General features: G+C 38.5%; 14 protein-coding genes. 4 read left to right on the top strand and 10 right to left on the bottom strand.

The window, feature by feature from the left end; genetic code table 11:
* Positions 1–15: 15 nt before the first annotated feature.
* The 4 genes from IGJ52_RS01495 to IGJ52_RS01480 all read right to left on the bottom strand — a co-directional run bounded on the left by IGJ52_RS01495 (position 16) and on the right by IGJ52_RS01480 (position 3,810).
* The gene (locus tag IGJ52_RS01495) at positions 16–456 is read right to left on the bottom strand and encodes a CopY/TcrY family copper transport repressor (RefSeq protein WP_002379040.1); all 441 of its coding nucleotides are present in this window, start codon (positions 454–456) and stop codon (positions 16–18) included.
* A gap of 128 nt (positions 457–584) precedes the next feature.
* Positions 585–1,748 (bottom strand): cation:proton antiporter, encoded by a 1,164-nt coding sequence (locus IGJ52_RS01490; protein ID WP_002355211.1) that lies wholly within the window; start codon positions 1,746–1,748, stop codon positions 585–587.
* Positions 1,749–1,768: 20 nt separating this feature from the next.
* Complete coding sequence (locus IGJ52_RS01485) at positions 1,769–3,136, bottom strand: TrkH family potassium uptake protein (protein WP_010816275.1); 1,368 nt, start codon at positions 3,134–3,136, stop codon at positions 1,769–1,771.
* 131 nt (positions 3,137–3,267) lie between these two features.
* Complete coding sequence (locus IGJ52_RS01480; protein ID WP_002419241.1) at positions 3,268–3,810, bottom strand: dihydrofolate reductase family protein; 543 nt, start codon at positions 3,808–3,810, stop codon at positions 3,268–3,270.
* A 246-nt stretch (positions 3,811–4,056) separates the two neighbouring features.
* Between IGJ52_RS01480 and genR the strand changes: the two genes are divergently transcribed.
* From genR to genA, 3 genes are all read left to right on the top strand, one after another.
* Positions 4,057–4,818: a transcriptional regulator GenR gene (gene genR, locus IGJ52_RS01475; RefSeq protein ID WP_002362941.1), complete on the top strand. Its 762-nt coding sequence runs from the start codon at positions 4,057–4,059 to the stop codon at positions 4,816–4,818.
* Positions 4,819–4,990: 172 nt separating this feature from the next.
* The gene (gene genB / locus IGJ52_RS01470; protein WP_002355207.1) at positions 4,991–6,325 is read left to right on the top strand and encodes a PTS sugar transporter subunit IIC; all 1,335 of its coding nucleotides are present in this window, start codon (positions 4,991–4,993) and stop codon (positions 6,323–6,325) included.
* 26 nt (positions 6,326–6,351) lie between these two features.
* On the top strand, positions 6,352–7,782 hold the full coding sequence (gene genA, locus IGJ52_RS01465; protein WP_438791840.1) for a 6-phospho-beta-glucosidase GenA: 1,431 nt from the start codon (positions 6,352–6,354) through the stop codon (positions 7,780–7,782).
* A gap of 36 nt (positions 7,783–7,818) precedes the next feature.
* Here genA and IGJ52_RS01460 read toward each other — a convergent pair whose 3' ends face one another.
* The 4 genes from IGJ52_RS01460 to efp all read right to left on the bottom strand — a co-directional run bounded on the left by IGJ52_RS01460 (position 7,819) and on the right by efp (position 10,843).
* Positions 7,819–8,955, bottom strand: a complete 1,137-nt coding sequence (locus IGJ52_RS01460) for a cystathionine gamma-synthase (RefSeq protein WP_010816273.1) — start codon at positions 8,953–8,955, stop codon at positions 7,819–7,821.
* Between the two features lie 13 nt (positions 8,956–8,968).
* Complete coding sequence (locus IGJ52_RS01455) at positions 8,969–9,886, bottom strand: PLP-dependent cysteine synthase family protein (protein ID WP_002383912.1); 918 nt, start codon at positions 9,884–9,886, stop codon at positions 8,969–8,971.
* Positions 9,887–9,975: 89 nt separating this feature from the next.
* Complete coding sequence (locus tag IGJ52_RS01450; RefSeq protein ID WP_002419246.1) at positions 9,976–10,113, bottom strand: hypothetical protein; 138 nt, start codon at positions 10,111–10,113, stop codon at positions 9,976–9,978.
* A gap of 169 nt (positions 10,114–10,282) precedes the next feature.
* Entirely contained in the window at positions 10,283–10,843 is a 561-nt protein-coding gene (gene efp / locus IGJ52_RS01445) for an elongation factor P (protein ID WP_002355202.1), read from the bottom strand.
* A gap of 354 nt (positions 10,844–11,197) precedes the next feature.
* On the opposite strand from efp, the gene IGJ52_RS01440 reads away from it, so the two are divergent.
* Positions 11,198–11,845, top strand: coding sequence for a FusB/FusC family EF-G-binding protein (locus IGJ52_RS01440; RefSeq protein WP_002355200.1), 648 nt, complete (start codon positions 11,198–11,200; stop codon positions 11,843–11,845).
* A gap of 38 nt (positions 11,846–11,883) precedes the next feature.
* Here IGJ52_RS01440 and IGJ52_RS01435 read toward each other — a convergent pair whose 3' ends face one another.
* The gene (locus tag IGJ52_RS01435) at positions 11,884–12,852 is read right to left on the bottom strand and encodes a dihydroorotate oxidase (protein ID WP_002386045.1); all 969 of its coding nucleotides are present in this window, start codon (positions 12,850–12,852) and stop codon (positions 11,884–11,886) included.
* A gap of 144 nt (positions 12,853–12,996) precedes the next feature.
* A complete protein-coding gene (gene fabZ / locus IGJ52_RS01430) occupies positions 12,997–13,431 on the bottom strand; it encodes a 3-hydroxyacyl-ACP dehydratase FabZ (protein ID WP_002355197.1) in 435 nt (144 codons plus the stop codon).

Genomic DNA, 13,431 nt, shown 5'->3' with positions numbered 1-13,431 from the left:
TTTTTTCACTCCTTTTTAAATTAAATGACATTGGCATTGACCAGGAATACAGTTGCAAGGGACGGATTCAACCGCCGTCTTGCGCTTCTCTTTCAAGAGTTCCTCTAATCGATCCAAATCGTCATAACTCAACTGACTCTCTGTTAAAATTGTTTCTACCACGGAACCAACTTTACGGCTGCACACCTTGGCCAAAAGTTCATCTGCCACCGTTTCAACGCTCTGACGTTCTTCTACTAGCGGATAATAAATATATTTATTGCCTGCTTTCTCCGTCCCAACTAACCCTTTATCTGTTAAACGACTTAGTAACGTCTTGACGGTCGTTGATTTCCATTCTTTCTTCTCATTTAAAAGTGTATGCACTTCACGACTCGTGGTCTTGCCTTGGGTCCAAATAACCCGCATGACTTCCCACTCTGCATCTGTAATTGTCGCTAATTTATCTTTTGCCATACTCGTTAAATTCCTCCTTCATCAATAAAAAAAGAGTTCAAGGTTATTGACTACAAACGTAGTCGTTTATCTTGAACTCATCATATAGCTATTTTATTTTTTTGTCAACAACTTCTGCTCATCTTTTTTTATTGCAACGCAGATTCTTGTTTTTTAACAAAGTATTTCAATAAGAACGGTGCAACTAAGGTCGTTAAGATAATTACCACAATCATGCTCGTATAATACGCTTCTGAAAGTAATTTAGATTGGTAGCCAATTTGCGCAATGATTAATGCCATTTCCCCACGCGAAACCATCCCAGCACCGACCATTAAAGAACTTGTATTGGAGAAACCAACCATTTTCGCTCCCCAGGCGCCGCCCAGTAATTTCGTTAAAATCGCCATAATCGTCATTACCAAAATAAAAGGTAAATCCTTTCCTAACGTGTTAAATGTCACTGATAAGCCAATGCTGGCAAAGAAGACGGGAATAAACACGGCATAGCCAATAGCTTCAATATTGAAATCTATTTCTGTTTTTGCATCCGTTTGTCCCACAGCAATCCCTGCAAAAAAGGCACCTACGACAGAACTTAAACCAACTAAATCAGCCAAATAAGCCATGCCCAAACAGATAATCAATGACATGATAATAACAGACGACCCAATGTTCATTTTTTGACTTAAACGTAGTAAATAGGGAGCGATAAAGCGGACCAAAAAGAAAATCCCAATAAAGAATAAGCCTTGTTCAATTAACTTAACAATAAAGCTGACTTCTGTATTGCCGCCTGTACTTGCACCAATCATGCCGACAGCGACGCTTAAAATAATCACGACCACGATATCGTCAACGACAGAAGCTCCAAGAATCGTTGCACCTTCTTTACTACTTAAAACATTCAACTCTCTTAATACTTCTACTGAAATGCTGACCGACGTTGCTGCTAAAACTAACCCAAGGAAAAAAGCTTCTTTCCAAGAAAAAGCAAACAGCTGACCAATCAACATAGTAAAACCAACCGGTAAAACGATGCCCAAAATAGCAACCATGACACTAGGTTTCGCATATTTTTTCAATAATTCCAATTCACATTCCATTCCAGCAATAAACATCAACATAATGACACCAATTTCTGAAAAGTCATGCACAAACACATCTTGATGCACAATATTTAACATCGCTGGACCTAACACAATCCCTACTAGCAATTGCCCAATTACCGCAGGAATTCCTACTCTTTTACAAGCAACACCTGCTAAAGTCGTTGTAATTAAAATCAAACATAAAATACCTAAAAATTCCATTCTATTTCCCTCTTTCTCTATTAACCAATCATCACTGATTCTTTTGGATATTGAACTTTCGACTGACTTTCCAAGCCTTTCTTAATTAATGACAATAACACCGTGTACACACCCACACGACCGACGAACATTAGAAAAATAATCACCAGTTTACCAAAAACAGTTAAATCTGGTGTTAACCCCATTGTTAAACCAACCGTTCCAAATGCAGAAACCACTTCAAAAACGATATACTCAATCCCGTTTTTTAAAGGTAATGTTTCTGTAAACGAGAGAATAACCGAAGCAGTTACACATAAAAAAGTTGCCAAGAAGAACAAAGTAAACGCTTGGAGCACTACTCGCTCAGGAATTGTGCGTTCATGGAATTCCACTCGCTGTTTCCCTTTAAAAATCGCACGAAATTGTAAAAATAACACACCAAACGTAGTGGTTTTCAAGCCGCCAGCGGTTGATCCTGAAGTGCCACCAATAAACATCCACAAAATCGTGACAATCAGGCCTGGATTACTCATTTTCAAATAATCAACTGAATAAAAGCCAGCCGTTCTTGGTGTAACCGACAAGAACCAACTGTTGACAAGACGCTGCCAAAAAGACATGTCAGCTGGAAAATGGCGATATTCTGAAATGTAAAAAATAACGGTCCCTAAGACTAAAAAGGTGGCGGTCACCGTTAAAGCAAGACGTGTATGAATACTAACACGGTGCTTAATTCTATTTTTATAACCTTTAATCATTGCAAAAATATCGCGCCACACAATAAATCCTAAACCACCAGCTATAATTAAAAAGCTAATGACTAGTAAAAGATAAGGCGAATTTTGATAAGGAACCATACTATCCCCTAGCAAATCAAAGCCAGCATTACAAAATGCCGAAACGGCATGGAAGAGACTAAAAAACATCCCTTTTTTCCACCCAAATGTTGGCACAAATTGAAAGGACAACAAGAAGGCTCCAAGTAATTGAATAATGGCCGCAAACTTCATAATATATTTCATTAAACGAAAAACTCCGGAAACTTCACTAACATTTAAAGCTTCTTGATACAACATCCGTACACTTAGTGACGCTTTTTTCCGTAGCAAACTAAAGAAAATCGTGGCAACGGTTAAAAAGCCTAAGCCGCCTAATTCAATCAAAATCATAATAATAACTTGCCCGATAGGACTCCAATGTTCCGCCGTATTCAAAGGCGAAAGCCCTGTAACACAGACGGCGGAAGTTGCCACGAAAAAAGCATCAATCCATTGCGTTTTTTGTCCAGCTTGTGCAGAAAAAGGCATCATTAATAAGATTGTGCCTACAACAATTAATAGAAAAAAGCCTAAGACAATTGTTTGAACAGGTGAAATATACAACCTTCTTTTGATCTGATGTTTCATTTTTTTCTCCTCTACCATTTCTTTGTCAATCAAAAACAACACAAACGGCTAGACAACTGTTGCTTTGTTCCTCTCGCCCTATGAGAAACTCAAAACCTTGAAAGCAACTTGCCCAACCGAATAATTATTTTTTAATTTTTGTTTTCACGTTGATAAATCGAATAAACCAACTCATTTTTTTGATAAACCTGTTTTAAACGAACTGGGATTGATTGATCCATTGTCTCGTATAGAGCAATGCCCTCACCCAGAAACAGTGGTATTGTCGTCAAAATGAAGGTATCAATTAAATCAGCTGCCAAAAGCGGTTGAACCACTTTCGGGCCTCCAACAATCCAAATTCCCGCGCCGTCTTCTTCTTTGATACGACGAATTAATGTGACGGGATCTTCCTTTGTAAAAGTTCTTGAAGCAGTTGATGGTTCTGGATGAGAGGTAATGATATAAGAATGCTTGTCTTCATAAAAATACACATCTGGGGACAATTCTTGTGTCACTTGATCATAAGTAGTCCGCCCCATTACCACAGTGTCTATTTTTTCATACATTTCATCGTAACTACGATCTTCTTCATCGCCACGAATATTCTCTTCTAACCAAGCAACACCGCCCGCTTTGTCCGCAATGAAACCATCAATACTCGCTGCAATAAATAAAATTACTTCCCGTGCCACATCAACGCCTCCTTTTCTCTTCTTATCTATTTTAGCTTGTTTTCACAAAAAACTCTAGGGGTGCGCATTGTTATTTTTAAAAGAAAAAAGAGAAAAACTAGGATAATTGGGCTACTTTTTGTAAAATAGGAAATAAGAAACTTTTTATTGAGTTATTTTACATTTTTTTCAAGAAAAATAAGAATTGGTTTATTTGATTTACACAAAAAAATAACATATTCAGTTTTTATATAAAGGAGGATTACTTTGTTTGATTTAGAGAAGGTTCAGACCTTGAATGAATTAGAAATGCTCGTTTACCATTATGTATTGGAACACCTGCACCAAATCCCTCAACAGACCATTCGCCAACTGGCTACTTCCTGTCATGTCTCCACCTCAACGATTCTACGATTTTGTAACAAAATGGGCTATGCTGGTTTTTCCGAATTAAAATATGCAGTGAAAGAAGAAGCCAAACAAACACAAACGTTTGAAAATTTTTATGATGCCACGGTTCACGTCGATGCTTTTTTGAAAAAATTAAACCAAGAAACCTATTACGAAATGCTTCGTCCAGCAATTCAAATGATTGTTCAAGCACGTCACGTTGCCTTTACTGGCATTGGTACCAGCGGAATTTTAGGTAGTTATGGCAGTCGTTATTTTGCCAACTTAAATATCAATTCTTACAGTATTGCTGACCCCTTTACGCCTATCCCCAAGCGCGGATTTGAAAATACATTAGCCTTGATTCTGTCTGTATCTGGGGAAACCAATGAAATGATTAAACAAATGACCGACTTTAAAACAGCTGGCGCCAAAGTGCTAAGCATTACCAACAATCAACATTCAACTATTGCCCGCTTGGCTGACTACAACATCTCCTATTATATGCCCGACGAACGTTCTCCATTTGCAGATAAATCAGTCAATACAACCACTCAAATCCCTGTCATTGCTTTAATTGAACTCCTAGCTCATCAAGCAAGTCAACTTTTAAAGGAACTAGATGAAACACCTTCCTAGTTGTTTTTCACAAAAGCTCATGCTGTCTAAAACAGCATGAGCTTTTGTGTTTTTTTCTTGGTACATGTTTCTCATTCAAGCAAAAGTCTATTTTTTCTTCAAATAAGCTTATATAGTAAATATGTAAACGGATACATTTACATTTATATTATTCTTCAAAGGAGAGATTTTTATGAACGAATGGATTAACGAGAAATTATTACCTCCAGTACTAAAATTCGTCAATACCAAAGCAATTACTGCCTTACGGAACGGGATGCTTTACACGATGCCTTTTACCATTGTTGGTTCCGTATTTCTTCTATTAGCGAATTTCCCAGTTACAGCTATTTCTGAATGGGTTAACGCAAGTGGCCTGGCCGTTTATTTCAATCAAGCATATGGTGCATCTTTTGCGATTATGTCGTTATTTGCGGTCATCGGTATTGCCTACTCGTATGTAAAAAGCGAGGGATTTGAAGGCCTCCCAGCGGGTATGATTGCCATGGTGGTTTTCATTTTGTTTATGTCATCTGAAGTCAAAGATGCGGTTTCTGGCGCAGTAGTTGGCAATGTCATCAACAAAGATTGGACAGCTGGCAAAGGGATGATTACAGCTATTATTGTTGGTTTGTTAGTCGGCGTTGTATATAGTTGGTTTTTACGTCATGATATTCGTATCAAATTACCAGAAGCTGTACCAGAAAATGTGGCCAATTCCTTTACTGCGTTAATTCCTGCCAGCGTCATTGTAACTGGTGCAATGCTAATTTTCATTCTTCTAGATAAAGTCTTCAATACGACATTCTTTGACTTTATTTACGAAGTGCTACAATCACCACTTCAAGGAGTCACAGATTCACTAGGTGGCGCATTACTATTAGGTTTTGTCATTCCGCTCTTTTGGTTTTTTGGTGTTCACGGGTCAACAATCGTTGGCGGTATCATGGGCCCTATTTTACAAGCAAACTCTTTAGAAAACACCGAAATTTTGAAATCAGGAAAAGACTTAACACTGGCTAATGGCGGCCATATTGTTACACAACAATTTTTAGATCAATTTTTAACGGTCACTGGTGCGGGCATGACAATCGGGTTAGTCGTGTTCATGGTTTTCTTTGCCAAATCAGCTCAGTTCAAGCAATTAGGTCGGCTTTCAATTGGGCCAGCTGTTTTCAATATTAACGAGCCAATTGTCTTTGCTACACCTATCGTGATGAACCCAATCATGGCTGTGCCATTCATTATCACACCGATTGTTTCTTCTGTTGTGACATATTTTGCCTTGTACACAGGACTGGTTCCTCTCTTTACTGCGGTACAAGTTCCCTGGACTACTCCTCCAATCATTTCTGGACTTTTAGTTGGTGGTTGGCAAGCAGCGTTGCTTCAAGTAGTGGTACTAACGATGAGTTTCTTTATCTATTTACCGTTTGCTAAAAAAATGGATGCACTTAATTACGCAGAAGAAACCAATCAACCAATTACTGAAGAAACCCTTGAAAAAGTCGAAGCACAAAACGTATAAAAATTTGAACAAAGGACTGAAACGATATGTCAATTTTGAAAAATGATTTTCTTTGGGGCGGCGCTGTCGCTGCTCATCAATTAGAAGGAGGCTGGGACCAAGGCGGTAAAGGGGTGAGCGTGGCGGATGTAATGACTGCTGGTGCACATGGCGTCCCTCGTAAAATTACCGCAGGCGTTTTACCGGATGAACACTATCCTAACCATGAAGCGATTGATTTTTACCATCGCTATCAAGAAGATATTCAACTATTCAAAGAACTTGGTTTAAATTGTTTCCGAACCTCTATTGCTTGGACACGAATTTTTCCTAACGGAGATGAAGAAACGCCCAATGAAGAAGGTCTTCGTTTTTATGATGCACTTTTTGACGAGTGTTTGAAAAATGGCATTGAGCCAGTCGTGACACTGTCTCACTTTGAAATGCCTTATCATTTAGTCACAAAATATGGCGGATTTCGCAATCGCCAGATCATTGATTTTTTTGTCAAATTTGCTGAAGTCTGTTTCACTCGTTACCAGAAAAAAGTCAAATATTGGATGACCTTTAACGAAATTAACAACCAAGCCAATTATGAAGAAGATTTTGCACCTTTTACTAACTCTGGTATTGCTTACCAGGAAGGAGAAGACCGCGAAGCAATTATGTATCAGGCTGCTCATTATGAACTAGTCGCTAGCGCACGTGCAGTGAAAATTGGCCACGCTATCAATCCCGACTTCCAAATTGGCTGTATGATTGCGATGGTGCCTATTTATCCTTATTCTTGTAATCCTGAGGATATGATGATGAGTGTTAGCGCAATGAAAAAACGTTATTGGTTTACCGATGTTCATGTCCGCGGTCATTATCCAAGTGCAATTCAATGCTATTTGAAACGAAAAAACATTTCATTAGATGTCACAGAAGAAGATTTAACTGATTTGGCTAATGGCTGTGTTGATTATATTGGCTTTAGCTATTACATGTCGTTTGCTGTGAAAGGTGCAGAAAAGGCCCCTACTTTTGACTACAATGAAGCAAAAGACTTGGTGCGAAATCCTTATGTAGCAACATCTGATTGGGGTTGGCAAATCGATCCTATGGGCTTACGCTATGCAATGAATTGGTTCAATGATCGGTATGAATTACCACTCTTTATTGTTGAAAATGGCTTTGGTGCTATTGATGAGCTAGAACCAGACGGAACGATTAACGACACTTACCGAATCGCTTATTTACGTGAACATATCGAGATGATGAAAGAAGCCGTTGCGTATGACGGCATTGATTTGATGGGCTATACACCTTGGGGATTCATCGATTTAGTGAGCGCTAGTACAGGCGAAATGAAGAAACGGTATGGCTTCATTTATGTAGATAAGGACAACGATGGTCACGGAACGTTGGAACGGCGAAAGAAAAAATCGTTTGCTTGGTATCAACAAGTGATTGCTACGAATGGAGAAGAATTATAAACAAAAGGCCTTCGTCTAAAGACGAGGGCCTTTTGTTTATGCTTGTAATCCCTTTTCTAAATCAGCCAATAAATCTTCGACTGCTTCAATTCCTACAGATAAACGAATGAGTCCATCTTTAATTCCCACGGCTTCACGATTTTCCTTGGGAATAGATGCGTGAGTCATAATGGCAGGTACTTCAATTAAACTTTCTACGCCACCTAAACTTTCCGCTAAAGTAAAAATTTCCAACGCTTCTACGAAAGGAACGACTTGCTCATCCTTGGCTAATTCAAAAGAAATCATGCCACTAAATCCCGACATCTGTTTTTGCGCAATTTCGTGACCAGGATGACTCGCTAGTCCTGGATAATACACCGTTGCTACAGCTGGATGCGCTTCTAAAAATTCTGCGATTTTTTGAGCATTTTGGGCATGCGCTGCCATCCGGACGCCTAATGTTTTTATACTACGTTGGACCAACCAACTATCATGTGGTCCTAAAACAGCGCCAATCGCATTTTGTAAAAAGGCAATCTTTTCTGCGCTTTCTGGATGATTCGTTACGACTAAACCAGAAACTACATCACTATGGCCCCCTAAATATTTTGTCCCGCTGTGAACCACAATATCAGCACCTAACGCTAACGGCCGTTGAAAATAAGGCGTTGCAAACGTATTATCGACAATAGTTAACAACTGATGTTTTTTAGCAAGCTTAGCCGCCGCTTCAATATCTGTAATTTTTAACAGTGGATTACTTGGTGTTTCCAAAAACAAGGCTTTTGTATTTGGCTGAATTGCGGCTTCAATTGTTGCTAAGTCGCTGGCGTTTACAATCGTATAGCTTAACCCATTTGCTACAAATACTTTGTCCAATAAACGGAAACTGCCCCCATAGACATCGTCACCTAATAAAATATGATCTTCGGGTCCAAACATAGAAATGATTGCATGGATACCAGCTAAGCCTGAGCTAAACGCAAAGCCATGGCTCCCACCTTCTAACTCAGCAATTAAGGTTTCTAACGCGTGACGTGTGGGATTACCTGAACGAGAATATTCATATTCTTTGGGTTGGCCCACGCCGTTTTGTTCAAAGGTTGACGTTTGATAAATAGGAACACTCACTGCACCTGTTGTTGTATCTTTACTAATGCCGCCATGAATTAATTTGGTATTGAATTTCATAAAAGTTTTCCTCCTAAGAATAAATATTTTTTGATAAATAACGGTCACTACCGTCAGGAAAAATAGTTACAATTGTGCTACCTGCTGGTAAGCGGCGCGCCTCTCTTAATGCCGCCGCAAACGCTGCGCCGCTGGAGCTTCCCACCAGCAAAGCGCTTTTCTTGGCTAATTGTTTGACCCAGAAAAAACCATCCTCGTCTGAAATGGTATAAAAGCCGTCCACAGGAATCTGTTTAAGAAAAGGCGGCACGAACTCCACGCCAATACCTTCGATTTCATGTCCGTGTGCAGGTCCGCCATTTAAAATTGAACCTTCTGGCTCCACGCCCCATAATTGCGTCTTACTATTTTGTTCTTTGAGATATCTGCCAACACCTGCAAATGTTCCACCACTGCCTAAACCTGCGACAAAGCTAGTAATCTTCCCGCCTAGGTCTTGAACAATTTCAGGTCCTAATCCTTCGTAGTAAGCAGCAGGATTATCCGGATTTTCAAATTGTAACGGCACGTAACTATTAGGAATTTCCTTGGCTAAGTCTTTGGCACTAGTTATCGCTCCGACAATCCCTTGCTCTGTTGGCGAAGGGACAATTTTAGCACCTAACGCTTGCATCAGCTGTTGTTTTTCCTGACTAAATTTTTCTGGCACAACAAAGATTGTCTTGAGGCCCAGTTGACTGGCAGCTAATGCCAGGCCAATCCCTGTATTCCCCGCTGTCGGTTCAATAATTGTTGTGGCTTGATTTATCTTTCCCGTTTTCATTGCTTCTTTGAGAAGATGCACACCAAGCCGATCTTTGACACTGCCACCTGGATTCAAATATTCTAGTTTCGCATAAATTTTAGTGCCTTCTGGCATAGGATATTGTTCACTTGTAAATTCAAATAATGGTGTTGCTCCGATTGTGTCTAAAATTGACTGAACAATCATAGTGAATTCCTCCTTCTAATACATGTACATAAAACAAAAAGGTGCTGATCGCATCAGCACCTTTTTTGTTTATTTCTGGTTGTCTAGATTCAGAGAGGAATCGTGTTAGGCAATTTTTCAGAAATAACGGAGGTTTTCCCCATCACAAAAGAGTATGCTGCACTATTTTGCACCATACAACAACAGCTTTCCGTTTCTAAAAAAAAGCTAGCTTGTTTTTTCGTCATGGTTGATTTCCTCCTTCGTCATGTGTTGACCAAACTATACCATTTCCCATTTTCTAGTGTCAACGATTCTAACGATTGCTATTTCCTATCACACCAATGGTTTTCTTATAGGTAAAAGAATTAATAGACCAAAAAAAAACAGAAGGCTAGCCTTCTGTTTTTCTGCTACTTATTTAGCACGTTTTAAATACGTACCTTCCGCAGTATTAATTTCTAATAATTCGTCTGCTTCAACAAAATCTGGAACGTTAACAACTAATCCTGTTTCCATTGTAGCAGGTTTACCAGAACCAGTTACTGTTGCGCCTTTGATTGAAGGTTGCGTTTCAGCAACACGTAAGATTACCGTTGTTGGTAAAGTTAAACCAATGACTTCTTCACCATAAAATTGAATTTTTACTTCCATATTTTCTAATAAATATTTTAGTTCTTCTTCAATTAAAGCAGTTGGTACTTCATATTGTTCATATGTTTCTAAATCCATGAAAATAGCCATATCATCTTGACTGTATAAATATTGAACTGGTTTTGTATCGATGTGCGCTTTTTTCACTTTTTCATCTGGGCGCATTGTTGTATCTGTTGTTGAACCCGTACGAACATCTTTTAATTTCATACGCATAACCGTGTTACCTTTACCTGGTTTGTGGTGGCTAGCTTCCATTACTTTAATTAATTTGCCGTCTTGCTCAAAAGTCATACCGGCTTTTAAATCGCTTGCTGCAATCATTGTAATTTCTCCTTTTCTCTGGTTAATTCTTCATTATTGTAGCAAATAACCTAGGATTAATCTAGGAAATCACGTATCTTTTTTAGAAGTTTATCACTCCCCAGACATTGAATTGGGAAATAAAACGAGTTTAACTTGCCTTTTTTCTTGAATTGCGTTAGAATTACCAAGCTTTCATCAATTATTTTCACTTTTTACATAGAAAAAATCAATCATTAAAGGGGGTGATGATATGATACGTCAAACGCTATCTTTATCAAAAACACATGAGGTTGTCTGTCACTAAACATACGTTGGTGAGACAAATTGCCTTTCAGCGTATGTATTCGGTCTATTTGAAAGGAATTTAAAATCATGAACCCAACTATTCAACCTTACCAATTTAACATAATTAAAGAACAAGTCGCTGTGTTACTAAACACCTATACGTCTGTCAACGATGCTACCACTGTCAAAACTGTCCAGGCCCTATGTGCCGAAAAAATCAATGGGTTATTTCCAGAAGAACACCCTGCTGTTACGATTTTGTTGGACAAAGTGATGGATCGTCGTTTAACACGCGCACGTGCTGAAAAATATTTAGATGAATTAAAAGAAACCGTGCTGCCCTTTAAAGAACCTTCAACACCACAAGTCACGAAAGTCTTTCGCAAAGTGAAAAAGTTAAAGATTCCTGAGTGGGAAAACATGGATTTACGGAACAATACCTATGTCGGTTGGAACGACGCTGGGACTCAGAAAAAATTTATCTTAGCTTATCGAGAAAATAAATTAATCGGCGTCCACGGCACCCTTTCACCCACCATTGTTAAAGGTGTTTGCTCCATCTGTCAAACAATCACGAATGTGTCTATGTTCCTAGCTACCACCAAATCAGGCGGTGACGGAACCTACACGAAAAAAGGCAATTACATTTGCCATGATAGCGACACCTGTAACCAACAATTAACACAACCTGAATATTTGGAAGCCTTTATGGAAAATGTTAAGGCTGTGAAATAACAAAAAAACCGTCAAGAAATTTTCTTGACGTTTTTTTGTTACATCTCTTTCAATTTCCCACGAAATTCTTCAATACTTTCATAACCTTTTGCTGCCATGATTTCTTGTAATTCTTTGGCTAGACGCTCAAAAACTTGTGGACCTTCTTGATGCAATTGTGTGCCAACTTGTACTAATGTCGCACCACATAAAAGATGCTCAAAAACATCCTTTCCGCATGTAATACCGCCCGTTCCAATAATTTTGATTTCTGGTTTCAAACGTTGCGCAAACGCACGAACATTGGCTAACGCTGTTGGTTTGACATATTCGCCGCCCAGTCCACCGAAGCCTCCTTTTGGTTTAATGACCACTTCTTCCTTGTCACTGTCAATATATAAACCATTACCGATGCTATTAATACTATTCACGTATACTAAAGGGAATTTATTTAAAATTTCAGCCATTGCGTCAAAATGTGCAATATCAAAAAATGGGGGTAATTTTACACCTAATGGTTTAGTAAAAAATTGAAAAACTTCTGTTAAAAGCTTTTCTGTTAATTCAAAATCATAAGCAATTTGCGGTTTACCAGGTAAATTGGGACAAGACAAATTAAATTCTGTCACTCCTGTGTATTCACTTTCTTGCACTTTTTTTAAAATAGCGATATTTTCCTCATAATTCATACCAGATACAGATAAAAAGCGTAACTCCTCAGGAAATTCCTTTTGACGTGCAATCTGATAATCTAAATAATAATCAATCCCTAAATTAGGCAAGCCCATTGAGTTAATACTTCCTAATGGTGTATCAAAATACCGAGGCTCCTCATTGCCCTGACGAGGATTAGGTGTTGCCGTCTTAGCGACAAAAGCACCTGCTTGAGAAGCCGCTAACTCATCCATTTCCTTAATTGTCATACAATGAATGCCTGATGCGTTCATTAACACATTCGCCAATTTATGTCCCGAAAACTCTACTGAAATATCCAAAAGAAAAACCCTCCTGTAAATTGTTTTACTCATAAGCTTACCACCTTCACATAAGCTTTTTATGATTATAGCATGTTTTTTTGCGTTAGTGTTATTTATATAAATTTAAAAAGGAATAAGCCAATATGACTTATTCCTTTTCTTAGGGAAACTAACATATCCAAAATTGATTGATTCTTATCGTCCCACAATAAACGTCAATTCACATTCGCAGACCTTTTTATCTTCCACGTAAGCAGTCGCTTTGCCGATGCCGACAAAGTCACGTAATTTGACGATTTCAAAATGTAATTTCAAGACATCACCAGGGACCACTTTTTGACGGAATTTGGCCTTGTTGATACCGCCAATATAGGCCGTTTCACCTTCAAATTGATCCATTTTTAAGATTAAAATCGAACCTACTTGTGCCAATGCTTCAATAATCAAAACGCCTGGCATTGTTGGATTTCCAGGGAAATGTCCTTGGAAAAATTCTTCGTTAATTGTCACATTTTTTGTTGCAATAATCTTTTCATTTGGAATAATTTCATCCACATAATCAATATAACAAATCGGATAGCGATTAGGAATCATTTCCATAATTTCTGTTGCAGTCATTACTTTTTTCAT

The organism is Enterococcus sp. DIV1758 (assembly GCF_051711985.1).
Classification (GTDB): Bacteria; Bacillota; Bacilli; order Lactobacillales; family Enterococcaceae; genus Enterococcus; species Enterococcus faecalis.
Note: the sequence above shows the minus strand (reverse complement) of the source record. Positions and strands in the feature narration are given on the sequence as shown.

Excerpts from the sequence above, each read along its gene's own strand:
- IGJ52_RS01495 (WP_002379040.1), bottom strand. The coding sequence starts at position 456 with ATGGCAAAAGATAAATTAGCGACAATTACAGATGCAGAGTGGGAAGTC.
- IGJ52_RS01490 (WP_002355211.1), bottom strand. The coding sequence starts at position 1,748 with ATGGAATTTTTAGGTATTTTATGTTTGATTTTAATTACAACGACTTTA.
- IGJ52_RS01485 (WP_010816275.1), bottom strand. The coding sequence starts at position 3,136 with ATGAAACATCAGATCAAAAGAAGGTTGTATATTTCACCTGTTCAAACA.
- genB (WP_002355207.1), top strand. The coding sequence starts at position 4,991 with ATGAACGAATGGATTAACGAGAAATTATTACCTCCAGTACTAAAATTC.
- genA (WP_438791840.1), top strand. The coding sequence starts at position 6,352 with ATGTCAATTTTGAAAAATGATTTTCTTTGGGGCGGCGCTGTCGCTGCT.
- IGJ52_RS01460 (WP_010816273.1), bottom strand. The coding sequence starts at position 8,955 with ATGAAATTCAATACCAAATTAATTCATGGCGGCATTAGTAAAGATACA.
- IGJ52_RS01455 (WP_002383912.1), bottom strand. The coding sequence starts at position 9,886 with ATGATTGTTCAGTCAATTTTAGACACAATCGGAGCAACACCATTATTT.
- IGJ52_RS01450 (WP_002419246.1), bottom strand. The coding sequence starts at position 10,113 with ATGACGAAAAAACAAGCTAGCTTTTTTTTAGAAACGGAAAGCTGTTGT.
- efp (WP_002355202.1), bottom strand. The coding sequence starts at position 10,843 with ATGATTGCAGCAAGCGATTTAAAAGCCGGTATGACTTTTGAGCAAGAC.
- IGJ52_RS01440 (WP_002355200.1), top strand. The coding sequence starts at position 11,198 with ATGAACCCAACTATTCAACCTTACCAATTTAACATAATTAAAGAACAA.
- IGJ52_RS01435 (WP_002386045.1), bottom strand. The coding sequence starts at position 12,852 with ATGAGTAAAACAATTTACAGGAGGGTTTTTCTTTTGGATATTTCAGTA.
- fabZ (WP_002355197.1), bottom strand. The coding sequence starts at position 13,431 with ATGAAAAAAGTAATGACTGCAACAGAAATTATGGAAATGATTCCTAAT.